Source organism: Caballeronia sp. BR00000012568055, assembly GCF_029439455.1.
In the GTDB taxonomy this organism is placed as follows: domain Bacteria; phylum Pseudomonadota; class Gammaproteobacteria; order Burkholderiales; family Burkholderiaceae; genus Caballeronia.
The window spans coordinates 1,394-24,612 of sequence record NZ_JAQFVG010000154.1 but is presented as its reverse complement, the minus strand read 5'-3'; the positions used below and the strand labels follow the sequence as shown (position 1 = coordinate 24,612).

General features: G+C 59.3%; 25 protein-coding genes and 1 other RNA gene. 17 read left to right on the top strand and 9 right to left on the bottom strand.

Annotated elements, in window-relative coordinates; translation table 11 throughout:
• Positions 1–75: 75 nt before the first annotated feature.
• The 7 genes from cmk to gyrA form a co-directional block, all read right to left on the bottom strand.
• Positions 76–756, bottom strand: a complete 681-nt coding sequence (gene cmk / locus P7F28_RS08310) for a (d)CMP kinase (RefSeq protein ID WP_277184032.1) — start codon at positions 754–756, stop codon at positions 76–78.
• A 62-nt stretch (positions 757–818) separates the two neighbouring features.
• Complete coding sequence (gene aroA, locus P7F28_RS08305) at positions 819–2,129, bottom strand: 3-phosphoshikimate 1-carboxyvinyltransferase (protein WP_277184031.1); 1,311 nt, start codon at positions 2,127–2,129, stop codon at positions 819–821.
• A 9-nt stretch (positions 2,130–2,138) separates the two neighbouring features.
• Complete coding sequence (locus P7F28_RS08300; RefSeq protein ID WP_277184132.1) at positions 2,139–3,074, bottom strand: prephenate dehydrogenase; 936 nt, start codon at positions 3,072–3,074, stop codon at positions 2,139–2,141.
• 28 nt (positions 3,075–3,102) lie between these two features.
• Positions 3,103–4,185 carry a prephenate dehydratase gene (gene pheA, locus P7F28_RS08295; protein WP_277184030.1) on the bottom strand — a complete coding sequence of 361 codons (1,083 nt, stop codon included), beginning with the start codon at positions 4,183–4,185 and terminating at the stop codon, positions 3,103–3,105.
• Positions 4,186–4,208: 23 nt separating this feature from the next.
• On the bottom strand, positions 4,209–5,291 hold the full coding sequence (gene serC, locus P7F28_RS08290) for a 3-phosphoserine/phosphohydroxythreonine transaminase (protein ID WP_277184029.1): 1,083 nt from the start codon (positions 5,289–5,291) through the stop codon (positions 4,209–4,211).
• A gap of 164 nt (positions 5,292–5,455) precedes the next feature.
• Complete coding sequence (locus P7F28_RS08285) at positions 5,456–6,073, bottom strand: DUF2059 domain-containing protein (RefSeq protein WP_277184131.1); 618 nt, start codon at positions 6,071–6,073, stop codon at positions 5,456–5,458.
• A 175-nt stretch (positions 6,074–6,248) separates the two neighbouring features.
• Positions 6,249–8,894, bottom strand: coding sequence for a DNA gyrase subunit A (gyrA, locus tag P7F28_RS08280; RefSeq protein ID WP_277184028.1), 2,646 nt, complete (start codon positions 8,892–8,894; stop codon positions 6,249–6,251).
• A gap of 279 nt (positions 8,895–9,173) precedes the next feature.
• Between gyrA and P7F28_RS08275 the strand changes: the two genes are divergently transcribed.
• The 17 genes from P7F28_RS08275 to P7F28_RS08195 all read left to right on the top strand — a co-directional run bounded on the left by P7F28_RS08275 (position 9,174) and on the right by P7F28_RS08195 (position 21,912).
• A complete protein-coding gene (locus P7F28_RS08275) occupies positions 9,174–9,341 on the top strand; it encodes a hypothetical protein (protein ID WP_277184027.1) in 168 nt (55 codons plus the stop codon).
• A gap of 281 nt (positions 9,342–9,622) precedes the next feature.
• Positions 9,623–10,285, top strand: a complete 663-nt coding sequence (gene ompA / locus P7F28_RS08270; RefSeq protein ID WP_277184026.1) for an outer membrane protein OmpA — start codon at positions 9,623–9,625, stop codon at positions 10,283–10,285.
• Positions 10,286–10,475: 190 nt separating this feature from the next.
• Complete coding sequence (ubiG, locus tag P7F28_RS08265) at positions 10,476–11,174, top strand: bifunctional 2-polyprenyl-6-hydroxyphenol methylase/3-demethylubiquinol 3-O-methyltransferase UbiG (RefSeq protein WP_277184025.1); 699 nt, start codon at positions 10,476–10,478, stop codon at positions 11,172–11,174.
• Between the two features lie 4 nt (positions 11,175–11,178).
• A complete protein-coding gene (gene gph / locus P7F28_RS08260) occupies positions 11,179–11,937 on the top strand; it encodes a phosphoglycolate phosphatase (RefSeq protein ID WP_277184024.1) in 759 nt (252 codons plus the stop codon).
• Between the two features lie 63 nt (positions 11,938–12,000).
• Positions 12,001–12,358: a transfer-messenger RNA gene (gene ssrA / locus P7F28_RS08255) on the top strand.
• A gap of 189 nt (positions 12,359–12,547) precedes the next feature.
• Positions 12,548–13,774: an integrase arm-type DNA-binding domain-containing protein gene (locus P7F28_RS08250; RefSeq protein WP_277184023.1), complete on the top strand. Its 1,227-nt coding sequence runs from the start codon at positions 12,548–12,550 to the stop codon at positions 13,772–13,774.
• 483 nt (positions 13,775–14,257) lie between these two features.
• Positions 14,258–14,524, top strand: a complete 267-nt coding sequence (locus tag P7F28_RS08245; RefSeq protein ID WP_277184022.1) for an AlpA family transcriptional regulator — start codon at positions 14,258–14,260, stop codon at positions 14,522–14,524.
• Complete coding sequence (locus tag P7F28_RS08240; protein ID WP_277184140.1) at positions 14,524–15,099, top strand: hypothetical protein; 576 nt, start codon at positions 14,524–14,526, stop codon at positions 15,097–15,099. Before P7F28_RS08245 ends, P7F28_RS08240 begins: the two co-directional genes overlap by 1 nt.
• On the top strand, positions 15,092–15,454 hold the full coding sequence (locus P7F28_RS08235; RefSeq protein WP_277184021.1) for a hypothetical protein: 363 nt from the start codon (positions 15,092–15,094) through the stop codon (positions 15,452–15,454). Before P7F28_RS08240 ends, P7F28_RS08235 begins: the two co-directional genes overlap by 8 nt.
• 202 nt (positions 15,455–15,656) lie before the next feature.
• Positions 15,657–16,487 (top strand): hypothetical protein, encoded by an 831-nt coding sequence (locus P7F28_RS08230; RefSeq protein ID WP_277184020.1) that lies wholly within the window; start codon positions 15,657–15,659, stop codon positions 16,485–16,487.
• On the top strand, positions 16,484–17,851 hold the full coding sequence (gene dnaB, locus P7F28_RS08225) for a replicative DNA helicase (RefSeq protein ID WP_277184019.1): 1,368 nt from the start codon (positions 16,484–16,486) through the stop codon (positions 17,849–17,851). Before P7F28_RS08230 ends, dnaB begins: the two co-directional genes overlap by 4 nt.
• Positions 17,852–18,006: 155 nt before the next feature.
• Complete coding sequence (locus tag P7F28_RS08220) at positions 18,007–18,201, top strand: hypothetical protein (protein WP_277184018.1); 195 nt, start codon at positions 18,007–18,009, stop codon at positions 18,199–18,201.
• Between the two features lie 68 nt (positions 18,202–18,269).
• Positions 18,270–18,635, top strand: coding sequence for a phage antirepressor KilAC domain-containing protein (locus tag P7F28_RS08215; RefSeq protein WP_277184017.1), 366 nt, complete (start codon positions 18,270–18,272; stop codon positions 18,633–18,635).
• Between the two features lie 439 nt (positions 18,636–19,074).
• On the top strand, positions 19,075–19,299 hold the full coding sequence (locus P7F28_RS08210) for a hypothetical protein (protein WP_277184016.1): 225 nt from the start codon (positions 19,075–19,077) through the stop codon (positions 19,297–19,299).
• Between the two features lie 45 nt (positions 19,300–19,344).
• Entirely contained in the window at positions 19,345–19,596 is a 252-nt protein-coding gene (locus P7F28_RS08205; RefSeq protein WP_277184015.1) for a hypothetical protein, read from the top strand.
• A 705-nt stretch (positions 19,597–20,301) separates the two neighbouring features.
• Positions 20,302–20,925, top strand: a complete 624-nt coding sequence (locus P7F28_RS08200) for a hypothetical protein (RefSeq protein WP_277184014.1) — start codon at positions 20,302–20,304, stop codon at positions 20,923–20,925.
• A 237-nt stretch (positions 20,926–21,162) separates the two neighbouring features.
• On the top strand, positions 21,163–21,912 hold the full coding sequence (locus P7F28_RS08195; protein ID WP_277184013.1) for a hypothetical protein: 750 nt from the start codon (positions 21,163–21,165) through the stop codon (positions 21,910–21,912).
• Between the two features lie 64 nt (positions 21,913–21,976).
• On the opposite strand, the gene P7F28_RS08190 is transcribed toward P7F28_RS08195, so the two are convergent.
• Together P7F28_RS08190 and P7F28_RS08185 are read right to left on the bottom strand one after the other, a co-directional pair.
• Positions 21,977–22,210 carry a hypothetical protein gene (locus tag P7F28_RS08190; protein ID WP_277184012.1) on the bottom strand — a complete coding sequence of 78 codons (234 nt, stop codon included), beginning with the start codon at positions 22,208–22,210 and terminating at the stop codon, positions 21,977–21,979.
• A 22-nt stretch (positions 22,211–22,232) separates the two neighbouring features.
• Positions 22,233–22,949, bottom strand: coding sequence for a hypothetical protein (locus P7F28_RS08185; RefSeq protein WP_277184011.1), 717 nt, complete (start codon positions 22,947–22,949; stop codon positions 22,233–22,235).
• Positions 22,950–23,219 lie beyond the last annotated feature (270 nt).

Here is a 23,219-nt window from a genome sequence, read left to right as displayed (position 1 = left end):
GTTAAATGGTTTAACACACGCTCCGCTTCCGGCGGAGCACCTTACTTCTTGCTACTTACGACAACTACACGCCAACTACACACGAATGGCGCTGTACCAGCCGATGATCTGCTCGACCGTTTGATCGATCGACAAACCGGAGGTGTCCAGCGTCTTCGCGTCCGCTGCGGGCTTGAGCGGTGCGGCGGCCCGGTTCATGTCCCGGGCGTCGCGCTCGCGCAAATCGCGCAGCAAGTCATCCATATTAGCAGAAAAGCCTTTTTGCATCAATTGCTTATGCCGTCTGGCGGCACGCGCCTCGACGCTTGCGGTCAGAAACACCTTCAGCGTGGCATCGGGGAAGATCACGGTGCCCATGTCGCGGCCGTCCGCGATCAGGCCCGGACGCTTGCGGAACGCGCGCTGGCGGGCTACGAGCGCCTGCCGCACCTCCGAATGCACTGCAATTGCTGACGCGCGATTGCCCACTTCCTCGGCGCGAATTTCGGTCGATACGTCCAGCCCGTCGAGCTGTGCGCAGCCTTCGCGGAAGGTGATATGGAGCGCTTCGACCAGCTTTGCAAGCGCGGGAGCATCGTCGGTTTCGATGCTGTAGCGGATGCTCGCCAGCGCCGCCAGCCGATACAGCGCGCCACTGTCGAGCAAATGAAAGCCGAGCGTTGCCGCGACGAGCGCCGCGACCGTGCCCTTGCCCGATGCCGTCGGCCCGTCGATGGTGATCACAGGTGTGGGGTCGAAAGGTCGGGTCGGTTTCATTTCTTGTGGGCGTTCTGGCGCTTTATTGCCGTTGAAGAGATCGAGTGCATCGCGTTTCACGTTCAGGCCCTCACGAGCGTGGCGAACCGGTCGAAGTAGTCGGGGAACGTCTTGTTCACGCACTTCGGATCGTTGATGCGCACCGGCACGCCGCCCAGGCTCACCAGCGAGAAACACATCGCCATGCGGTGATCGTCGTAGGTGTCGATGGCGGCGTTCGGCGTCAGCTTGTGGGACGGCGGCGGCGTGACGACGAGATAGTCCGCGCCCTCTTCCACCGTCGCGCCTACCTTGCGCAATTCCGTCGCCATTGCGGCGATGCGGTCGGTTTCCTTCACGCGCCAGCTCGCGATATTGCGCAGCGTGGTCGTGCCGCTGGCGAACAGCGCCGCGACGGCGATGGTCATCGCGGCATCGGGAATCAGGTTGAAATCCATGTCGATGGGCGCAAGCCGCCCGTCGTCCGACTCCACGCCGCGCACTTCGATCCAATCCTCGCCCATCATCACGTTCGCGCCCATTCGGTTCAGCGCGTCGGCGAAACCGACGTCGCCCTGAATGCTCGAACGCCCGACGCCTTCCACGCGCACCGGCCCGTGGCCGATCGCGCCCGCCGCCAGAAAATACGACGCCGACGACGCATCGCCTTCGACCATGATCGCGCCAGGCGACGTGTAACGCGCGTTCGGCGCCACCGTGAAGCTCGCCCAGCCATCGCGCTCGACCGTCACGCCGAAGCGCTCCATCAGCCGAATGGTGATGTCGATATACGGCTTGGAAATCAGTTCACCTTCGACTTCGACCGTCACCGGCGCGCTGCGGCCTTCGATCACGGGCAGGCTCATCAAAAGCGCGGTCAGAAACTGGCTCGACACATCGCCGCGCACGCGGATCGGTTTATCGATCGCGATCTTCGCGGGATGAATCTTCAGCGGCGGAAAACCATCGTTCAACTCATAGTCGATGCTCGCGCCGATCTGGCGCAGCCCATCGACCAGATCGCCGATCGGTCGCTCGTGCATACGCGGCACGCCGTGCACGCGATACTCGCCGCCATTCACCGCGAGCGCCGCCGTCAGCGGACGCACCGCCGTGCCCGCATTCCCCAAAAACAGTTCCGCCGATTTCGACGGAAACGCGCCGCCCGTGCCTTTCACGACGACACGCTCGCCTTCCTCACGCACATCGATGCCGAGATTCTTCAGCGCGGCGATCATCACGCGCGTGTCGTCGGAATCGAGCAGATTGGTGATCGACGTTTCGCCGTTCGACAGCGCCGCCAACAGCAGCACGCGGTTCGAGATGCTCTTCGAGCCGGGCAGCCGCACCGTGCCGGACGCGCGGGAGAAAGGTCCGAGATCGAGATGTTCCATAGTGTGTCCTCATTTCGCGGCGATTTCGCCCGCGGTCGTATCGCCTGCGGGCTTGATGCCGCCGCGTTCCTGCCATTCCGTGCGCGCCACGCGCGAACGCGCGAACGCCGCTTCGAGCGCCGCGCCATCCGATGCATCGATCGCCGCGCGAAAACGGGCGAGCACGTTCACGTAATCATCGAGTTCGGCCAGCAGCGCCGCGCGATTCGCGACACAGATATCGCGCCACATTTCCGGACTCGACGCGGCGATGCGCGTGAAGTCGCGAAAGCCGCCCGCCGCGAACGAAAACTTCAGTTGCGCGTCGGGCGAATCGAGAATCTGATCGACCAGTGCAAACGACAATACATGCGGCAAATGACTGACCGTTGCGAACACGCGATCGTGCTGCGCCTCGCTCATCTGCCGCACGCACGCACCGGTCGCGCGCCACATCGCGGCGATTTTTTCAACGTCGTCGGGCGCGTTCTCGCTCAGCGGACAAAGCACGACATTGCGTTCGACATACAAATCCGGCAACGCCGCCTCGACGCCGCTCGACTCGCGCCCGGCAATCGGATGCCCCGGCACGAATTGCGCGATGCGCGCGCCCAGCGCCTCACGCGCCGCCGCGACGACATCGCTCTTGGTGCTGCCCGCGTCCGTGACGATGGTGCGCGCATCCAGCAAGGGCGCGATCTGTGCGAGCAGCGGCCCGGTCTGCGCGACGGGCGCGGCGATCAGCACGATATCCGCGCCGTGCAACGCGTTCGCGAGCGCAGCGTCGTCCTTGAGCGTGACGGCTTCGTCGATCACGCCGAGTTCGAGCGCGCGCTGCACTGCTTTCAGCGAACGCCCGACGCCGACCACGCGCCCGCTCACGCCCGCGCGCTCGCGCAGCGCCCGCGCCAGCGATCCGCCGATCAAACCGACGCCGAAAATAACCAGTTTGTTGAAAGAGAACATCGATGCCGATTGAAGCGAATAACCCGGATCAGCGCGCACGCGGATACGAGCCGAGAATCTTGAAGAACGCAGCCTTGCGCTCCAACTCTTCGAGCGCCGCCGATACCGACGCATCGTTACGATGCCCTTCGATATCAATATAAAAGTAGTACGCCCATGTGCCCTCGCGCGCCGGACGCGATTCGAAACGCGTCATGGATACGCCGTGCGTGGCGAGCGGTTCGAGCAGCTTGAACACCGCGCCCGCCTCGTTCTTCACCGAGACGATCAGCGACGTCTGATCGTGACCGCTCGAATCCGTCGGCTGCCGGCCGATGATCACGAAGCGCGTGCGATTGTGCGGATCGTCCTGAATCAGCGAGAACACGACGCCTAAGCCGTAGTGCGTCGCCGCGCGATCACCGGCGATGGCGGCAACGGTCGGATCATCAACCGCCATGCGCGCCGCTTCCGCATTGCTCGATACCGCCTGCCGCTCCAGATGCGGCGCGTTCGCGCTCAACCAGCGCTGACACTGCGCCAGCGCCTGCGGATGCGCGCACACGCGCGTCACGCCATCGAGCTTGCCGGATGCGGTGAGCAAGTTATGGTGAATCGGCAAAGCCAGCTCACCGCCGATCAACAACGACGTGGACAGCAGCAAATCCAGCGTGCGCGACACCGCGCCTTCCGCCGAATTCTCGACCGGCACCACGCCATATTCGGACGCGCCCGATTCGACCGCGCGAAACACTTCGTCGATAGACGAGCACGGCAGCCCTTCAATCGAATGACCGAAGTATTCGAACATCGCCTGTTCGCTGTACGTGCCGACCGGCCCGAGATACGCCGCGCGAATGGTCTGTTCGAGATCGCGGCTCGCCGCCATGATCTCGCGCCAGATCGACGCGATATGCGAATCCGCCAGCGGACCTGCGCTCATTTCCTGCAAACGCGCGATCACTTGCAGTTCGCGTTCGGGACGAAACACCGGCGCGTTGAAATGCTTCTTCACTTCGCCCACTTCGAGCGCCACGGAAGCGCGCTGATTCAGCAGCGCGATGAGTTGCGCGTCGAGCGCGTCGATGCGCTCACGCAGCGGTTTGAGTCTTGAATTGAGATCGTCGTCCATGCGGTGTTTTTTCGGATGCGGTTTTAAGCGCCCTGGCGCTCGAATTCCTTCATGTAATCGACGAGCGCCTTCACGCCCTCGACCGGCACCGCGTTGTAGATCGATGCCCGCATGCCGCCGACGGACTTGTGGCCCTTCAGTTGCAACAGACCGCGCGCTTTCGCGCCGGCCAGGAAATCGGTATTGCGCGATTCATCGGCAAGAAAGAACGGCACGTTCATGCGCGAACGGTTTTGTCGCTCGATCTTGTTGATGTAGAAATCGCTCGAATCGATGGTGTCGTACAGCAGCTTCGCCTTTTCGACATTGCGCGCTTCGATGGCAGGCAGGCCGCCGAGCTTCTTCAGCCACTTGAACACCAATCCGGCGATATAGATGGCATAGGTCGGCGGCGTGTTGTACATCGAATTGTTTTCCGCGACGATTTTCCATTCGAACGCGGACGGGCAAATGGGCAACGCGCGATCCAGCAGATCTTCCCGCACGATCGCCACCGTCACGCCCGCCATGCCGATATTCTTCTGCGCGCCGCCGAACAACACGCCGTACTTGGCGATGTCCATCGGGCGCGACAGGATGTGCGATGAGGCATCGGCGACCAGCGGGATATCGCCGAGATCGGGAATCTCGAACGCCTCGACGCCATCAATGGTTTCGTTGCTGCACAGATGCACGTAGGCCGGATCGTCGGACAGCTTCCATTCGCTGAACGCGGGCACGCGCGTGAAGCCTTGCTCGGTCTTGCCATTGGCCGCGAGGTGCGGCGTGCAGTATTTCTGCGCTTCCTTGAACGACTTCGTGGACCACGAACCGGTCACGACGAAATCGGCGGTCTTCTTGTTGCCGAGCAGGTTCATCGGCACGATCGCGTTTTCGCCGATACCGCCGCCCTGTAGAAACAGAATACGGTGCGAATCCGGCACGTTGAGCAGTTCGCGCAAGTCGGTCAGCGCCTCTTCATGGATCGACATGAATTCCGCGCCGCGGTGGCTCATTTCCATCACGCTCATGCCGCTGCCGTGCCAGTCGAGCATTTCATCGGCGGCTTGCTTCAGGACTTCTTCTGGCAGGGCGGCCGGACCGGCGGAGAAATTGAACACGCGCATCTGGAAATCCTGAAAGGCAGGCGCGAGAAAAATGGCGGACTTCGCGTTCTTCCCGACCAAAAAAGAAATGGCTGCTTGCGCTCACGCGCAAACAGCCATTATCGCACTGTCCTGAAAACCCGCCAATGCACGAGGCGGCGAGCCCCGGCGGCGGATTCCTGAACTTACTTCGCGCTCGGCTTGACGCTTGCCACTTCCTGATCGGCTTGCGTACGCGTTGCCTTGATCGATTGCGGCATGTACTTCTGCATCAGGCCGTTGACCACGTCGCGGCCAACCTGGTCTTGAACCTGGATGAACTTGCGACCGGTCGGGCTCTTGTAGAAGTTGGTCAGGTCTTTGATTTCGTCGGTGCTGTAGTACTTCGCGTAGGCGTCGTACTGAGCTTGCATGGCGTCCTTGCGGAACGAGTCCGTTGCGAACACCTGACCTGCGGAGTCAACCAGCTTCGGCACTGCATTCTTTTGCAGCGACGGAACGGCAGCTTGCTTCTGCTTGTCGTTCAGGGTCTTGTTTTCCGACAGCGCGTCCGACAGGATTGCCGGGACCAGCTGCTTCGACTGCATCTGCGCGCTATTGCCGATCGCGCTGACGAGCTTCTGCGCGTCGATCGCGTCGAGCAGATCCTTGATCGCGGCTTGCTTGGCCGGATCAATCGGGGCTGCTGCGGCCGGTGCCGCCGGCGCTGCCTGAGCCGGCGCCTGATTCTGGAGCGACTGAGCCATCGCGAAAGTCGGCACGAAAGCGGCCAGCAACATCCACTGCTTGAAACGTCCTTGCATCATTACTCCCTGTAAAAAATTTCCAGTTCGGCACGGGCGACGCGCCTGGCGTGTCGGAGCGTGGCTCGCCCCGCACGATGCGGGGACAAGCACGCCGGCAAATAGCCGACGTCGCGCAGCTTAACTAATTCGAGCTTTCAAAAGCGATAACGAGAGCCGGGCGTCACAAAAAATATCAGACGCCTTCGCCGTTTTCTGCATCGTCCGATGCGTCCGGTGCCGGTGCGGAACCATTCGATTCTGCATCACCTTCCAATTCGGCTTCAGCTTCGGCCTCGGCGATATGCTGCAGTCCCGACAACTTCGTTCCCTCGTCAAGGCTGATGAGTGTAACACCTTGAGTCGCGCGGCCCATCTCGCGGATCTCGGACACGCGGGTGCGGATCAGCACGCCCGACGTGGTGATCAGCATGATTTCGCTTTCCGGCTCGACGAGCGTCGCCGCCACCACGCGGCCATTTCGCTCCGACGTCTGAATAGCGATCATGCCCTTCGTGCCGCGGCCATGACGCGTGTACTCGTTGATCGGCGTGCGCTTGCCGTAACCGTTTTCGGTCGCGGTCAGCACCGACTGATTCTCGCCGCCCGCGACCAGCATCGCGATGACCTGCTGGCCGTCTTCGAGCTGCATGCCGCGCACGCCACGTGCCTCGCGGCCCATTGCGCGCACGTCGTTTTCGTCGAAGCGCACGGCCTTGCCGGCATCCGAGAACAACATGACGTCGTGCTCGCCATCCGTAATGGCCGCACCGATCAGGAAATCGCCGTCATCCAGACCGACCGCGATGATGCCCTTCTTCATCGGACGGCTGAATGCTTCCAGCGGCGTCTTCTTGACCGTGCCGAGCGACGTGGTCATGAACACGTACTTGTCCGCCGAGAACTCCTTAACCGGCAGCACGACGTTGATCTTTTCGCCTTCCTGCAGCGGGAACATATTGACGATCGGACGGCCGCGCGAGTTACGCGAACCCTGCGGCACTTCATAAACCTTGATCCAGTACACGCGACCGCGATTCGAGAAGCACAACATATGATCGTGCGTGTTCGCGATGAACAACGTGTCGATCCAGTCGTCTTCCTTCATCTGCGTGGCCTGCTTGCCGCGCCCACCACGCTTCTGCGCGCGATACTCGGACAGCGGCTGCGACTTCACGTAACCGGAATGCGACATGGTCACGACCATGTCCGTCGGCGTGATCAGATCTTCGGTGTTCAGCTCGGTCGCATTCATTTCGATGCGCGAGCGGCGGTCGTCACCGAACTCCGTACGGATCTGACCGAGTTCATCGACGATCATCTGACGGATACGTTCCGGGCGCGCGAGGATATCGAGCAAATCGGCGATCTGCGCCATGACTTCGCGGTACTCACCAACGATCTTGTCCTGCTCCAGCCCGGTCAGGCGTTGCAGACGCATCTGCAGAATTTCCTGCGCCTGCACGTCGGACAACTTGTACAGACCGTCTTCCTGCAAGCCATACGCCGGATTCAAGCCTTCCGGACGATACGCCGCACGCCCGCCCGAAGCCTCGGTGTCGGTACGCGTGAGCATTTCGCGCACGAGCGACGAATCCCACGGACGCGCCATCAACTCTTGCTTGGCGATAGGCGGCGTCGGCGCGGCCTTGATGATCGCGATGAATTCGTCGATATTCGCCAGCGCGACGGCCAGACCTTCGAGCACGTGCCCGCGATCGCGCGCCTTGCGCAGTTCGTACACCGTGCGCCGCGTCAGCACTTCCCGTCGATGCGACAGGAAGCACTCGATCATTTCCTTCAGATTCAGCAGCTTCGGCTGGCCATCGACCAGCGCGACCATATTCATGCCGAAGGTGTCCTGAAGCTGCGTCTGCTTATACAGATTGTTCAGGATCACTTCCGGCACTTCACCGCGCTTCAGCTCGATCACCACGCGCATGCCCGACTTGTCGGACTCGTCGCGGATATCGGAAATGCCTTCGAGCTTTTTCTCGTTGACGAGTTCGGCGATGCGCTCGAGCAGCGTGCGCTTGTTCACCTGATACGGAATCTCATCGACGATGATCGCCATGCGCTGACCGCGATCGATCTCTTCGAAGTGCGTAGCAGCGCGCATCACCACACGCCCGCGCCCGGTGCGATAACCGTCGCGCACACCCGCCACGCCGTAGATGATGCCGGCCGTCGGGAAATCCGGCGCCGGCACGATCTCGATGAGTTCATCGACCGTGGATTCGGGGTTGTTCAGCAGATGCAGACAGGCGTCGACGATTTCGCGCAGATTGTGCGGCGGAATGTTGGTCGCCATGCCGACCGCGATGCCGGCCGAACCATTGATCAGCAGATTGGGGATACGCGCCGGAAGAACGAGCGGCTCGTTTTCGCTGCCGTCGTAGTTCGGACCGAAATCGACCGTTTCCTTGTCGATGTCGGCCAGCAACTCGTGGCCGATTTTCGCCATGCGGATTTCGGTGTAGCGCATGGCCGCGGCGTTGTCGCCATCGACCGAACCGAAATTGCCCTGGCCGTCCACCAGCATGTAGCGCAGCGAAAACGGCTGCGCCATGCGAACGATCGTCTCGTAGACCGAGGCGTCGCCGTGAGGATGGTACTTACCGATCACGTCGCCGACGATACGCGCCGATTTCTTGTAGGCGCGGTTCCAGTCGTTGTTCAGCTCGTGCATGGAGTACAGTGCACGACGGTGCACCGGCTTCAGGCCATCGCGGACATCGGGAAGCGCGCGCCCGACGATCACGCTCATCGCGTAATCGAGATACGAACGGCGCATTTCCTCCTCGAGGGAGATTGGCAGAGTCTCTTTGGCGAATTGATCCATTATCCGTGTCTTGAACTGTGCAGCAGCGACACGGCAGCGCGCCGGCAAAATACGCGAAACTCGCCCGCGAGCCGCACGGCGGATGCCGGCCACGCGCGTAGCCGACGTACGCCGCGCGCTGCGTATGCAGCGCATGCCTTTGATACGCGCCGCGAGCGCAGCGCATCGAAAGATTCTAACATGCGCGGCATCTGCGCCCGGCGCACAGCGTATACATACTGTGTGATGCGCGTAAGACGAGGCCAAAACGGACCGCGCATTTCACCTTACGCACTCGCAATGCACGATGCGGAACGCCGTGGCAATTACTTACAAAAACAGCGGGAACGAAACCGTCAATTCGTCATCGGGCCGGGCTATCATGCCGCCTCGTCGCGCTTCGTCGTTTTGGCGACGCGAAAAATCGCCATGATGAAAATTCGCAGGAAATGGCGTTCAGGCACGTAATGTGCGCACGTTTTGCGCCTTCTGCGAGCCTGCGTCGCTCCTGTCCCTTTCTTGTTGCGCATGCACCACATAAGGTTGCGGGCGCTTGGGGTGCGGGGATATTTTTATCGTTGCAAGGGAACGATATGGCAAAATGCCAACGCACAAAGTTAGACACTGCTCGAAGTCTACACAGCGCGTTTTGTTCCGTAGGGAATGTTATACTTCGAGCAATGTATGACTTGTCTTCGTCTACAGGCTCGCAGTAAACCTGCGGTAATCTCAATTTCGAGAGGAGAAATATGAATAAACTTTCAAAGCTCGCGTTCATTGCAGCTACCGCGGTTATGGCTGCATCGGCCTACGCACAGTCGGTGCCGGCCTCGCGACAAGCAGTGAATGACAACTGGGTGAACGGTACGGGCGAGTACGTGTGGATGAACGGCACGAACGAACTCTGCTGGCGCGACGCATTCTGGACCCCGGCAACGGCAAACGCAAAGTGCGATGGCGCGCTGGTCGCGCAAGCCCCGACGCCGCCGGCACCGGTCGCTCCGCCGCCGCCGGTTATCCAATCGCAAAAGGTTACCTATCAGGCTGACGCTCTGTTCGACTTCGACAAGGCTGTCCTGAAGCCGGCTGGTAAGGAAAAGCTTGACGATCTGGCATCGAAGATCGGCGCGCTGAACCTCGAAGTCGTGGTTGCAACGGGCTACACGGACCGTATCGGTTCGGACAAGTACAACGATCGTCTGTCGCTGCGCCGTGCACAAGCTGTGAAGGCTTATCTGGTCAGCAAGGGCATCGAAGCCAACCGTATCTACACGGAAGGCAAGGGCAAGCGCGACCCGGTCACGAAGGGTAGCTGCCAACAGAAGAACCGCAAGCAACTTATCGCCTGCCTCGCACCGGATCGTCGCGTGGAAGTCGAAGTTGTGGGCACGACCCGTCAGCCGCAGCAGTAAGCGCTGGCAGGATTGCCGCAGATCAAACCCCCGCCTCGGCGGGGGTTTTTTTATGCCTGAAACGCCTGCTCGCACGCACCTTCGACCGTCCAGGCGGTGCGATGACGCAGAATCCGCTTTTTGCCCACCATTCTTCCCGCCTATATACTCGGTCTAACCGATTCACGACTCACTCCAAGCCAAACTGAACATGACCAATGTCGATCCCCACGAACTACAGAAATTCAGCGAGCTGGCGCATCGCTGGTGGGACCCGAACGCGGAGTTCAAGCCGCTCCACGAACTGAATCCCGTACGGCTCGACTGGATCGATTCGCAGGCGCACTTGATGGGCAAGCAGGTGGTGGATATCGGCTGCGGCGGCGGCATTCTGTCCGAGTCGATGGCGATGCGCGGCGCGAAGGTCAAGGGCATCGATCTGTCGTCGAATGCGCTCGGCGTGGCCGATCTGCATAGTCTGGAAAGCGGCGTGGACGTGGCGTACGAAGAGATTTCCGCCGAAGCGCTCGCCGCGCGCGAACCCGGCGCGTACGACGTGGTCACCTGCATGGAAATGCTCGAACACGTGCCGAATCCGGCCGGCACAATTGCCGCGTGCGCCGCGCTGGTCAAGCCGGGCGGCTGGGTGTTTTTCTCGACGCTCAACCGCAACGCCAAGGCTTATCTCTTCGCCGTGATCGGCGCGGAGTACATCGCGCGTATGCTGCCGCGTGGCACGCACGATTATGCGCGCTTCATCAAGCCGTCGGAACTGGCGACGTTCGCGCGTGCGGCATCGCTGTCGCCGCTGAATATCAAAGGCATCACTTATCGCCCGATCTCGAAGCATTTCGGCCTTTCCAACGACACGAGCATCAACTACATGATGGCTTGCCGCCGGGAAGCCTGAAACCATGATCCAAGACGACAACACGGGCACGATTCGCACCAAACCGCTGCCCGACGATCCGACTCCCCTGCCCCAGCGCCTCGCCGATAACGACCGGCTCGGGCTGTGCCAGGCCGTGCTGTTCGACCTCGACGGCACCGTCGCCGATACCGCGCCCGATCTGGTCGCCGCCGTCAACAAAATGCGCCACGATCGCGGTCTGGAGATGCGTCCGCTGGAAGCGCTGCGGCCGTTTGCCTCGGCGGGCGCGCGCGGCCTGCTTGGCGGCGCGTTCGAAATTGGTCCGGAGCATCACGATTTCCCCGCGATGCGCGACGAATTCCTTGCCAATTACGAAGCCGATCTGTGCATCGAGACGACGCTGTTTCCGGGCATCGCCGAACTGCTGGATCAGCTCGATGCGCGCGGCGTGCGCTGGGGCATCGTCACGAACAAGGTGATGAGGCTGTCCGTGCCGCTGGTCGGCTTGCTCGGGCTGGATACGCGCGCCGGCTGCCTCGTCTGCGGCGATACGACACCGCACGCGAAGCCGCATCCCGCGCCGCTGCTGCACGCCGCCGAATTGCTGGATACCGCGCCGGAGCGCATCGTCTATGTCGGCGACGATCTGCGCGATGTCCAGGCGGGCTTCGCCGCTGGCATGGTCACCGTGGCGGCCGCCTACGGCTACTGCGGCGACGATATCCCGCCGCGCCGCTGGCATGCCGATCACGTGGTCGATTCGGCGGTCGAGCTTCAGGAACTGCTGCGCGACATCGGCTGAACACTTGAAGCGCCGACGAGTCGCCCCATCTACCCTTTCCATGCGATAATTTCAGTTCCGCTTGGGGGCGACCTGGTTTCGACAGGGGTTGTGAAGCGGTCAGGGCATACCGAGGACCCGTCACCTCGTTAATCAATGGGAAAATCGTAACTGCAAACGACGATACGTTCGCACTGGCAGCCTAAGGGCCGCCGTCCTCTCACTAATTCGCTGACGGGTTAGGGTAGCAATACCGCGAGAGGTCATATACGTCAGATAAGTCTTGGTGGCGTCACGACGCCAGGGTCGAAAACTTAGTGAATCGCCGTCACGCAGCGTGTTCGTCCGCGTCGTTCCGGTTAAATCAAATGACAGAACTAAGTATGTAGAACTGGTCGTAGAGCGCTTCTGGACGCGGGTTCGATTCCCGCCGCCTCCACCAAATTGATGTTCGGCGATGTTCGCAATTGCCCGGAAACCCCGATAGACTCACGTCTTCGGGGTTTTTTTATTGTTCGGTGGCGTCCGGCAATGTACCCCTTGAGCCGGGCTTTGCAGGGGGTAAGCGGTGGGGTACTTGACCTGCCTGAAAGCCCGGTACCCCTTGACCGACAAAAAGACGAGGTGGGCATTGGCATTGACCGACATTCAGGTGCGCGCAGCAGAGCCGCGCGAAAAGCAGTATCGACTTGCTGATGGCATGGGCATGTATCTTGAAGTCCGACCGAATGGCGGCAAATACTGGCGTCTAAAGTATCGATTCGCTGACAAAGAAAAAACGTACACAATCGGCCCGTATCCGGCTGTCTCGCTTAAGGAAGCTCGCTCTCGCCGGGACGACGCGCGCACGAAACTTTCGAATGGCATCGATCCGTCTGCTGAAAAGCAATCAATCAAACGCACGAATCGCTTAAACGCCGAAAATTCCTTCGAAGCTGTTTCACGCGAATGGTCGGCGGCTTTCGCGTCAACTATCTCCGATTCGCACGCCCATCGAAATCTTCGACGCCTTGAGGTTCACGTCTTCCCTTACATCGGCGTGCATCCGACTGTCTCTCTGCAACCGCCCGTGGTTCTCGATGTAATCAAACGCATTGCTGCCAAGGGCCATCTAGAGACTGCGCACCGGGTGCGGGTGCTTGTTGGTCAGGTGATGCGTTACGCGGTCAGCACGGGTCGCGCGACCCGCGATATCACCGCCGATCTTCGTGACGCGCTCCCGCCTTCGCCAGAACGGCAACATGCAGCGGTAGTTGATCCGAAGGCAGTGGGCGCACTTCTTCGTGCCTGCGACGGATATACGGGCAGCGCGACCGTAACTGCGGCCTTGAAGATCGCTCCGCTGGTGTTTCAACGCCCCGGCGAACTGCGTCAGGCCGAATGGACGGAAATCGATATGGACGCAGCAATGTGGACTATCCCGGCACGCCGAATGAAACGCCGCTTGGCAGGAAAGGAATACGGCCCAGATCATCTGGTACCGCTAAGCCGCCAAGCCGTTGAGCTTTTTCGAGAGTTGCATTTGCAAACCGGTCGCTGGCGCTACGTATTTCCGAGTCAGCGCGGCGTGACTAGGCCTATGTCGGATATGGCGCTGTCCGCAGCGTTCAAACGCATGGGAATCGACGCCGAGACAGCACTTCCGCATGGATGGCGAGCGACGGCACGGACCTTGGCAGTTCAAGAACTCGGCGTGCCCGCTGAAGTGGTCGAAAGGCAGCTGAGCCACACCGTCCGGGATTCGCTGGGCACAGCCTATAACCGGACGACTTGGCTCGACGCACGCCGTGACCTGATGCAACGTTGGGCGGACTATCTCGACAAGTTGAAGACGGTGACGACGGAAGCTTCGACGTAAGAAATGGATCGTTTCTCGTTTGGGAATCTAGCTACGCGATATTTGCTGATTGCCGCAAAAAACATTCTTGCCACGGAAGCAGGCACTACGTTTTCACAATAGATCGCCGAATAGAAAAATTACATAAATCATCAAACTTTAGAGAAACAAAATTCCATTTTTGATTCGTGAGCGCATACTATTGACCAATAAATGCGCGTTATTTGGCATAAAAACCTCTTGCCTTGCCTCCTTTCAGTAGGCATAGTCGCCACTGTCAGACAGTGGTAGCGCACAAGACGACTCCAAATGCAACGCGAAAAGCCACTTCTGCACGGGGCCGACCCGGCGCTTTGACTTTCGGGTATCCGTTCCCCTTGGAGGAGTCTAAGCGCCCGGCCTGCTAAGCCCGGCCTCGTGCAGAGAGGGTTTTCGTTTCGTGTGCTGCCACGTCGGACATTGACTCTATTAGGACAACTAAAAATGTCTCGACGGAACGGAACTATGCAAACGACTGAGAAGCAACTCGAACAGGCGGTAGGAAAGAAGGTCGCCGTAGGTACAGAGCGCAAATTCACGCTCGAAATTCTCCGCATGCGCGAAGTGATGCGAATCACCGGCATGGGGCGCACTACGATTTATGACGCAATCGCACGCGGCGCTTTCCCAAAAAGCGTCAAGCTGACGTCGAAATCGATCGGGTTCTACGCGGCGGATATCCAGACTTTTCTCGCCGATCCGATGGGCTATCGCGCTCCGGGGGCTGTGTAATGACGACGAACAACACCAATCCCGTCATCAGCTTTGGACTCGTCGCAACGATCGCGGTTAAACGTCTGATGAAAACGATTTGCCGTGCTACCAAGCGTGAAGGTCGTCTGAAACTTGCGTACGCTTGTAAACCCGCGCAGGTTCGCTATACTGCATTCATGGTCCAGACAGCGACCACCGGGCCTGAGAAACCCGAATGTTCCAAGGCGGACGACCGCTATGAGGCGGTATTTTTTCGTCTGTACATTATCGTTCGCGACCTTCAATGGCTGGGCGGTAGTGGGTGGCACGCTTGCGTGCGCCGGTTCCCTTGGACGCCGGTTTTCTCAGCATCCGCTATTCGTCCGGCCACCCGCCTGAGAAACGGGTTCCGGGCTTCGTTCAAAGTCCAAGGAGGTCGCATCATGCGCCGAGTCCTCGCTCGTCCTGAGCAAACTGAATCCCCGCTTCAAATCATCAATCGCGCCCTCCGCGCCGCTGCTGTCGCGCCGACTGTATTCGATGCGCTCGACGTGACTGGCGACGCGCTTCGCCTGCTGGCTGAACTTGCTCGCGGAGAGGTGAGCCATGCGTAAGCTGCCTTTCATCGAACGCACTCATGGCCCGATCGGTTGCACGCTGGAGTCGGTAGACAGTCAGGCGCGCATCGCTGTCGGTCCCGTCGCCGCCTACCTCGCTCGCAGCCATGCACTGACGCAAGGCGCAAGCGCCGTCGCCCGTGTAGTCCGCGCGCAAAACCTTAGCGGTGACATAGACGAGCCGGAATTGATTAGCCCTACGACAACGGACAGCCTGCTCGCGCTTGTTGAAGCCGCCTGTCAAATGCATGCCGAGTCGATGGAACAATTCGCCGAATGGATCGCGGTCGCTGGGCTGGCCGATCCGCGCGAGAAGTCTGCACCGCACCCTCTGAACGGAGGCGTCCTGTGAACGACGAAGCAGATTCTGTCCGCGCGAGTTCGGACTGGGAAGCCATGTTTCAGCGCGAATTGTGCGCTGAAATTCCGCTCGCATCGAACCAAGACGATAAAAAAGCGCTCGCGCGCTCTCTGTGTCGCTCGCTTGCGGAGTATGTCGCGAATGTTCGCGGGGGTCGCGGTTAATGGATTGGTTTCGTTGGTGGCACGGAACTTTGACCGATCCTAAGTTCCGCTGGGTGGCGCGCAAATCCGGCTGTTCATTTACTGGTGTCATCGCCATATGGGTAGCGCTGCTCGAACGCGCAAGCTGCGTGACAGACGGTGACGCAGATGTGACGCGTGGTGACGTCACAGGGTTTGACTGTGACGCTCACGACGCAATGCTTGATGTGGACGACGGAACGTGCGCGCGCATTCTCGCCGCGTTTGTCGAAAAAGGAATGGTGTCGGATGGGCGCATCGTGAACTGGGAAAAACGGCAGCCGAAGCGCGAAGACTCAAGCGCGGCGCGGACTCGCGAGTATCGCGCGCGCCGCAACGCGACCAAGTCCAGTGACGCAGGCGTGACGAACGGTGACGCAGATGTGACGCAGGGTGACGATAAGAGAAGAGAAGAGGAGATTAGAAACATAGAGGCTTACGCTTCTGTCAACAGCGATGCGTCCGCCTCGCATGCTGACTTGCTCGAACAAGCGGAAACATCGCTTGCTTGCCCCGTTGACCGGATAGTAGAAGCGTATCAAGCCGCAATGCCCGACAACCCGCGCGTGAAAGTTAAGAGCAACGCTCGTTGCAAGGCGATCGCCGCCCGCTGGCGCGAAGCGGCACGCCTTAATTGCGAACCGTTTGGATACACCACGACTGCGGATGGACTTAAGGCATGGCGCAAGTTCTTCGAAATCTGCGCGCAGTCTGACTTCCTTACCGGTCGTTCGAAGCCGATGCCCGGAAAACCGCCGTTCATTGCCAATATCGATTTTCTGATGACGCCGCATGGCTTCGCGCGGTGCCTTGAGAACATGTATCACCGGGAGGCGGCATGACTGCGAATGAGCTACAGCGCTCGATTCCGTCGGCGGTCGAGGCAGAACAATCGGTCATCGGCGGACTGTTGCTCGACAACGATGCCATCGACCGTATTGGCCATCTGCGCGCAGGACATTTCTTTCGGGCCGACCATCGCGTCATTTTTAAGGCGGTGACGGCGGCGATTGCCGAAGGCGGCGCGGACCCGATAACGGTCAACGACCGCTTGCGCGTGTCCGGCAAGGCAGAGCAAGTTGGCGGGCTAGCCTACCTCAACGCCATCGCCCAGAGCACGCCGAGCGCCGTAAACATCTCGCGTTATGCCGATATCGTTCGCGACCGCTCCCACAAGCGCAGATTGCTGGCCGTCGCACACGAGATTCAAGATTCTGTAGGCGCGACGCCAGATGACGCGGCGACGCTGATTGACCGCGCGGCATCGAAGCTCGAAGCGATTGCCGAAGGTACAGCGGTGCGCGAACCTAAGCTTGCGGCACAAGGTCTCGCCGAACACTTGGCTGAGCTTGAACGCCGCTCCACCGGTACGTCGCAAGCCCTATCCACAGGGCTTGCGGACCTTGACCACCGGTTGAATAGCGGGCTTCGGCCCGGCTGGCTAGCGATTGTTGCTGCTCGTCCTGGCGTAGGCAAAACCGCGCTTGCACTAAACATCGCAACCCACGTTGCGCAAACCCACAGTGTGCTCTTTTGCAGCATGGAGATGCCCGAACCGGAGCTTCACGACCGGATGATCGCGTCGCTTGGGCGAGTTTCGCTCGACACAGTGATGCATGCTCCTGAGCATGACAACGAGTTTTGGAATCGTATGACAACAGTCGCTGCGAAGGTGACGGAGTTGCGGTTGCGAATTGACGACCAAGCCGCGCTTCGATTGGCTGATGTACGAGCAAAGGCTCGCGCGATCAAGCGCAAGCATGGACTCGACTTGATCATCGTCGATTACTTGCAACTGATGACCGGCGATGGCTCGAACCGGAATTCTGAAATTGAAGGCATATCGCGCGGCCTGAAGGCGCTAGCCAAGGAACTGAACATCGCGGTAATCGCGCTGGCCCAGTTGAACCGGCAGGTCGAGCAGCGTGCGATCCGCATTCCGCAGCTTTCCGACCTTCGCGATTCAGGCGCTATTGAGCAAGACGCCGACGTGGTTATGTTCGTTCATCGCGAAGAGGTCGCTAATCCGGACTGCGACGAGCAGTTTCGTGGCTTCGCGCAAGTACGAGTCGCAAAATTCCGACATGGCAGCACAGGGGACATTCCACTTCGCTATCGTGGCGAGCATGTGACCTTCGAAGGCTGGACTGGAGCGTGGCCGACCGTTAATGCGAGCCGCCCGTCGCGGATACGAGGCTTTGATTGAAATAGTTGGGCCCAGCAACCGGGCAAATCACGCGCTGCTTGGCTTCGAATGCCCAAGTCAAGATAGTCAGTAGCATTAGTCATCGAGACGCGTAAGCACCGCCATAAGCGGATCAAACAGGCTCTCAAATTAGGATTACTACCGGTTAGGAAAGCATGAAAAAGGAACACGTTGTCACGGCCATCGCCGTCACCACTACATTCGGCGCACTGAACCACCTGCGCGAACTTCGCGTCGCCGTCAACAATGGTGATGCCGGGTATCGCGCTTCGCTATCCCAGTCAGCGATTTATCTTTACGAGCACGTGGAAGTGAATCACGCGGCCCGTACCGGCATGCGGGGTGCGTAGTGGCGAAACGGTTCAAGAGTCGCGCCTCCGCCGCTCGACGCTTCGCGTACCGGATGCGAATGTCAGGTATGGCTTTGCCGGAAGCGCAAATTCAGGAAGCAATCGCCAAAGGTGAGCGCCATGACGCGGAGGCACGCGCAGCGCGCGAAGAGACGGCGCGAATTGAGCGCGAGCGCTTCGCCGGATGCCTATCCGTCACCGATTGCGCGCGTGAACTCGGAATGTCCCGCACTGCGCTCTTTGAACGCCTTTCGCGCGACGGCTGGCTTGTACGCGGTGGCAGCGGCAACTGGACACCGACGCGGTGGGCTGTATCGCAAGGCTTCATGATGTCGCGTGGCCCAGTTTCGAGTGAACACGGACGACTAACGCCGATGGGGCGACAGGAACTCGTTCGGCAATTGAACGTGATGCCGAAAGACGACAATAAGTAAAGACGCGGCACGGCTTTATAGGTGCCCTCTTCGATAATGGCAATGGCGAGTCGTAGCTAATAGGACGTGAGAAATCGACACGACAGTGTGTCGTATGCATCATAAAAAAATGGGTCCGACCCTAAGATGAGGATTTCTTAAACTCCTGCTCATTAAAATGCGAAAAGCCCTTCTAGCGCTTATGCTGACGTCCTCGACCGCAGTTCATGCACAAAGCAACATTGCCGCCTCCGTGAATTCTCTTTTCTCTTCGCTGACCGGTTCGCAACCTGAGAGCCAAGAGTCAAGAGACGACAAGCAGCGACGGATAAATGAAGTGGCATCAAGGACATTCGTTGTGAATTCGAACCTGAGTCCGTGGTCATCGTGTCGAACGGCTGTTGATACAAAGGGAATCTTGGGGCGACAGGAAAACTGGAAACCCTACTACGACAGTTGCATGACCACGCTGCAGGCTCGACAAGATGAATGGCAGGCAGAATCGAAGGCAAAGCAAGCTCAACAGGCCTCCGCGCTAAAACAAGCAGAGGAAGCGAAAGCCGCGCAACAGGTCGAAGACAAGCGGAAGTTCGACGCGAACGTGCAAGCGGTATCAGCGGGCCTTCAGCAACCCCGGTCAATAGACGAAGCAATCGCGGCATATGGTGCCGTGAATGGCTGGTAACTCGCCGGCGCACCTAAAGTTCGGCCGGACGGAAAAATGTATTTCATGACTGCCCAACTGTATAAGGCGCTCGATTCAAGTGCCGATTTCATCGCGACCGTTCCGACCGATGACTACGTGCCCCGGTATGTGAAGGTTCGGGTACCCAAACGCTTGGAGAATGACTACTTTGACAACGCACAGGAGCAGAAATTCTTTGTTGTGGTCGGTACCTACAAATCGAACGCAGACTACCGCAACAATGTAGGTGGCAGCGTAAAAATGCCTGTTATCGACGCCGAATACATAAAGTTTTAAGCTTCGTAGCGATCGTTTGCCGGACTTGAGCCTATCTCTGCACTGCGGTGAACATTCGTGATTCGCCAGCGCATCTAAACGATCAAATCACGTTCGGCAGCGACGTCGCGCGCGAGCGGTCGTTTTGCACAGCGGTCCGCCGATCTAATCGGGCGAACGTCGAACCTCTTATTCCTCGCGCCTCCGCCGAGCAAGCAGCGAGGTTCGCATCGAACCATTCATACGGGTTCGTCAGCGAATATCCCGCTCACTCACTGCTCTGCGACGTCCAAACAGTCGGGTTATGGCCGCGCCTAACTTATAGCCCGATCGAATTGCGCGCTTGATCCTGCACATATGCATCTCGGCAATGAAAGATCGGAGCTTGGCGACCAATCGATCAAAACGCAAACCGTAATGATCATTCGCGCGCACTTTCGGCCAGTCTCGCACTGGCTTACACGTGGCAATTGCGACGTTCCGAAAATACACTCGAAAATCCGGCAAATGCATATGCTCCAAGGCTGCGCGAAGATTTCGATCGTCTACGCCACGTAATTTCTTTGCACGGAGCGCGCGTGCGCGCGCGTGCGCCCGCGCGGGTACCACAGCGATCGAAGCGACGCAATTTAGATAACGGCTTGCTATTTGCACGTTGGAAAGCGGCGTCCGTGAAGCGTGAAGTCGGGTGCGACGATGGTGCCTTTCAATCACACGAAGAAATCCATGACCGACCTGCTTGAAATCCTGAGCGCCGACGCCTCCGACGCCCAAGCCACGTTCTTCGCCATGGCGCGCAACGATGCCTGCATGCGCGCCGCGAAGTCAGTGCTGGAAGCGCAAGCAGCCGCACTAAAGGCTTCCGGCCCGGCGCACCTGTTGGCAGAATTCATCCAGCGTGAAGTCACTAGCGAAGCGAACGTCCTCGCCGCGCTTATCGCCGAAATGTCGCGGCTGCAAAAGCAAGCAAACGATGCGCGTATCGGAAGCGCTGCGCTCGAAGATTTCTATAAATCGCAGCGCGCGCTTTTTAGCAAAGAACTCGTTACGGCTGGGCGTGTCGCGCTCGCGCTCACTTCAGACGCCATTCCACAACTGGCACGCCGCATCGATCGTTTCGACGCCGACCGCGCGGCGCACCGCGAGCGCCTTCTTGGCGTCGGCATTAGCGACGCCGAAATCGATGCGGCGGATTTGATCAAGCCGCGTATTGAAGACCGCGATGCGTGGATCGTGCATCTTCAAGAATGCCGCGCCCGACACGCTCGCGTCGATGCCTTCGCCAATTCGGGTCCGTTGTTTGACATGGCCTTGCTGCACGACGACGACCTTATCCGGCCCGTCTGCTAATGGGAGCGCGGCTTAAGCCCACGCAGTGGCTGGAGGCTGAGCGGCGGTATCGAAGCGGCACGCCCGCCAAGTCGATTTCTGCCGCCTTCGGCATCTCCACAAGCGCCGTGTACCAGCGTGCGAGCCGCGAAGGCTGGCGAGCGAGCAGTCCAGGTCACTCAATCAGTCAGTTGGACCGGCTTGAACAAGTGCTGTTACGCCTCGAACGCGTAGCAAAAAAATTAGACAGAGGTCAACGTGACTGAGAAATTCGCCGAGCCGGTTACGCCGCACCAGCATGACGAAGCGGTGAAAGCTGCCCTGAAGCGTTTTCGCCGCAGCGCCCTTGAACCCAAAGAATCTGAAGACTTTCGGCTTCGTTTGATTCAGGGGCGCGTGCTCAACGGTCTGACGATCAAGCAGGCACAAGATGGATTCACCAAGACAGGCGTGCATGTGAATATCGCTGCCATCGAATCGGGAGCCTTGGCGTCGGCAAAGAGCGTGGAATTCTTGTTGGCCGCGACGACAGTCTATTCGTGCTCTGCCGATTGGCTCGTAGGTATCTCGCCCGATGTTGAGCCGGACGCGCGCCGTGCCGCCATGTTCGCGCAGTTCCGTCACATGGAGACGTTCATTGGCGGCGCGGTCGCCCAGTTCGTGAAAGCCGCTGAGGATAGCGTGCGCGCCGTACAGTTTGGACCGGACGAGATCGAAAACTTCGTAAACGCGATCGATGCCGTGGCAGCGCGCTACGAAAGATTGTGCATGCACGCGTCGTTTGACACCCTACCCGCTGCGCCGCTTGGCGCTGCTGTAATGCGGCTAAAGGCAATGCTTCCGCGTCTTCGCACGGTTCATCAGCGTTACACGGAGCTCGACAGCTTATTCGGCTCGCTTGGAGACTCAGCTTTCCTCCCACCCGCGCTCCGCGCAGCACACGATGCTTGGTCTGAGTTTCAAGGTCGAGGCAATGCGCCGTCAATGACTGAAGTCGAAATCGAGTAGGACCTTCCGACATACCAAGTTCGATCTGAGCCGGTCTTAAACCGGCCAGTAAGGGGCGTTCGACCTAGTAGCCTGAATCGGCGGCAATTTGCAGCGCCAGCCCTGTCGGAGCAGGCTGCAAGTCTCGCTTCGGTAGCTGTTTAGCGGCCATTTGCCTGAGCAACCAGGCCTGCGGCGTCACCTCATTCGGCGTGCCGATGGCCGCCTGCAATGCATTGGTGTCCTTGAAGGTCGGGGTGTGGGTATGGAAATCGAACTTCCACCAGCCTGCGCCGGGGTAAGGCCAAGGTTGGCTCATGTTCTTCTCCTGGTTGAGGCCGTCAATCTTCCACCTTGTTTTGAAGCGCCTTCATTAGCGTCTGCACCTCGTCCCGGAACGGACTGCCGTCGAATTCGCTCAGGTCGCAGGCAAGACAGGCCTCGATGTCCTTGCGCGACAGGTAGTGCTTGTGCAGGAAGTTTATTTCCACGTGAACTTCGCTGTCAGCGATCTCGCGTTCGTCTGGATTCGCGCTATCGCGCAAGAACTGCAACAGACAAGCATGCAGCACGCTCGGCATATGGGCCTGGATGCCCCAAATTTGCTGCATGACTCCTTCAATACGCTGGTCTGCCGTTGCCTGATCGCTAAAGAAAATGTTGCCGTTGGGATGGGCGATCTCATTGCGCTGATCCACCAGCTTCTGAAACTTGCCGATGTGCTGGTTCTCGCAACCAGCCAAACGAAGGAATTTAAAGATGCTGCGCTCATTGACTTCGCTGAAGGTAAATGGCGAGCTGGCGGTCAGCAGCTCCTTTTCCTTTTGCTGGAACAGCACCGCGTGGATGAAGGCTTCCGGCCTGGCCTGTTTGATCTGCCACACCGAGAAATACACGTAGCTCATGTAGAGCATATGGAAAGCAAGCATCGCAAACTGATACTTGCCTGCCACGTAGTTGCTCTCGAAGGCTTCCCAGACAAAACGGATGTACTCGCCTTCACCGCTTGACGGATAGGCCATTGGTAGGTATTCGTGGATTTCCAGTGCGGCGTCCATATTCAGCTCACCCAGACTCGATCAATCGCCGCCTTGATCTTGGCCTCGAAACGCTCAATTAGCTCTTTGTTCGAGTTGATGAGGACTTGTTCGGCCAGAACTTCATCGACGAGTGCTTGTTGGTCATCCAAGCGGGGGGGGGACGGGAATCTGCCATTCGGAAAGCACATCTCGTGGCACCCGTTGCAAGCCTCCCGTACCGGTCATGCGATTGGCCCCGTGATTCCTGAAGAACGGTGTTGCAACATGTAGGTAGATCCATTCCGGTAG

Bases quoted from the DNA above. Each gene is read 5' to 3' on its own strand.
- cmk (WP_277184032.1), bottom strand. From the start codon at position 756: ATGAAACCGACCCGACCTTTCGACCCCACACCTGTGATCACCATCGAC.
- aroA (WP_277184031.1), bottom strand. From the start codon at position 2,129: ATGGAACATCTCGATCTCGGACCTTTCTCCCGCGCGTCCGGCACGGTG.
- P7F28_RS08300 (WP_277184132.1), bottom strand. From the start codon at position 3,074: ATGTTCTCTTTCAACAAACTGGTTATTTTCGGCGTCGGTTTGATCGGC.
- pheA (WP_277184030.1), bottom strand. From the start codon at position 4,185: ATGGACGACGATCTCAATTCAAGACTCAAACCGCTGCGTGAGCGCATC.
- serC (WP_277184029.1), bottom strand. From the start codon at position 5,291: ATGCGCGTGTTCAATTTCTCCGCCGGTCCGGCCGCCCTGCCAGAAGAA.
- P7F28_RS08285 (WP_277184131.1), bottom strand. From the start codon at position 6,073: ATGCAAGGACGTTTCAAGCAGTGGATGTTGCTGGCCGCTTTCGTGCCG.
- gyrA (WP_277184028.1), bottom strand. From the start codon at position 8,894: ATGGATCAATTCGCCAAAGAGACTCTGCCAATCTCCCTCGAGGAGGAA.
- P7F28_RS08275 (WP_277184027.1), top strand. From the start codon at position 9,174: ATGCACGATGCGGAACGCCGTGGCAATTACTTACAAAAACAGCGGGAA.
- ompA (WP_277184026.1), top strand. From the start codon at position 9,623: ATGAATAAACTTTCAAAGCTCGCGTTCATTGCAGCTACCGCGGTTATG.
- ubiG (WP_277184025.1), top strand. From the start codon at position 10,476: ATGACCAATGTCGATCCCCACGAACTACAGAAATTCAGCGAGCTGGCG.
- gph (WP_277184024.1), top strand. From the start codon at position 11,179: ATGATCCAAGACGACAACACGGGCACGATTCGCACCAAACCGCTGCCC.
- P7F28_RS08245 (WP_277184022.1), top strand. From the start codon at position 14,258: ATGCAAACGACTGAGAAGCAACTCGAACAGGCGGTAGGAAAGAAGGTC.
- P7F28_RS08240 (WP_277184140.1), top strand. From the start codon at position 14,524: ATGACGACGAACAACACCAATCCCGTCATCAGCTTTGGACTCGTCGCA.
- P7F28_RS08235 (WP_277184021.1), top strand. From the start codon at position 15,092: ATGCGTAAGCTGCCTTTCATCGAACGCACTCATGGCCCGATCGGTTGC.
- dnaB (WP_277184019.1), top strand. From the start codon at position 16,484: ATGACTGCGAATGAGCTACAGCGCTCGATTCCGTCGGCGGTCGAGGCA.
- P7F28_RS08220 (WP_277184018.1), top strand. From the start codon at position 18,007: ATGAAAAAGGAACACGTTGTCACGGCCATCGCCGTCACCACTACATTC.
- P7F28_RS08215 (WP_277184017.1), top strand. From the start codon at position 18,270: ATGGCTTTGCCGGAAGCGCAAATTCAGGAAGCAATCGCCAAAGGTGAG.
- P7F28_RS08210 (WP_277184016.1), top strand. From the start codon at position 19,075: ATGACCACGCTGCAGGCTCGACAAGATGAATGGCAGGCAGAATCGAAG.
- P7F28_RS08205 (WP_277184015.1), top strand. From the start codon at position 19,345: ATGACTGCCCAACTGTATAAGGCGCTCGATTCAAGTGCCGATTTCATC.
- P7F28_RS08200 (WP_277184014.1), top strand. From the start codon at position 20,302: ATGACCGACCTGCTTGAAATCCTGAGCGCCGACGCCTCCGACGCCCAA.
- P7F28_RS08190 (WP_277184012.1), bottom strand. From the start codon at position 22,210: ATGAGCCAACCTTGGCCTTACCCCGGCGCAGGCTGGTGGAAGTTCGAT.
- P7F28_RS08185 (WP_277184011.1), bottom strand. From the start codon at position 22,949: ATGGACGCCGCACTGGAAATCCACGAATACCTACCAATGGCCTATCCG.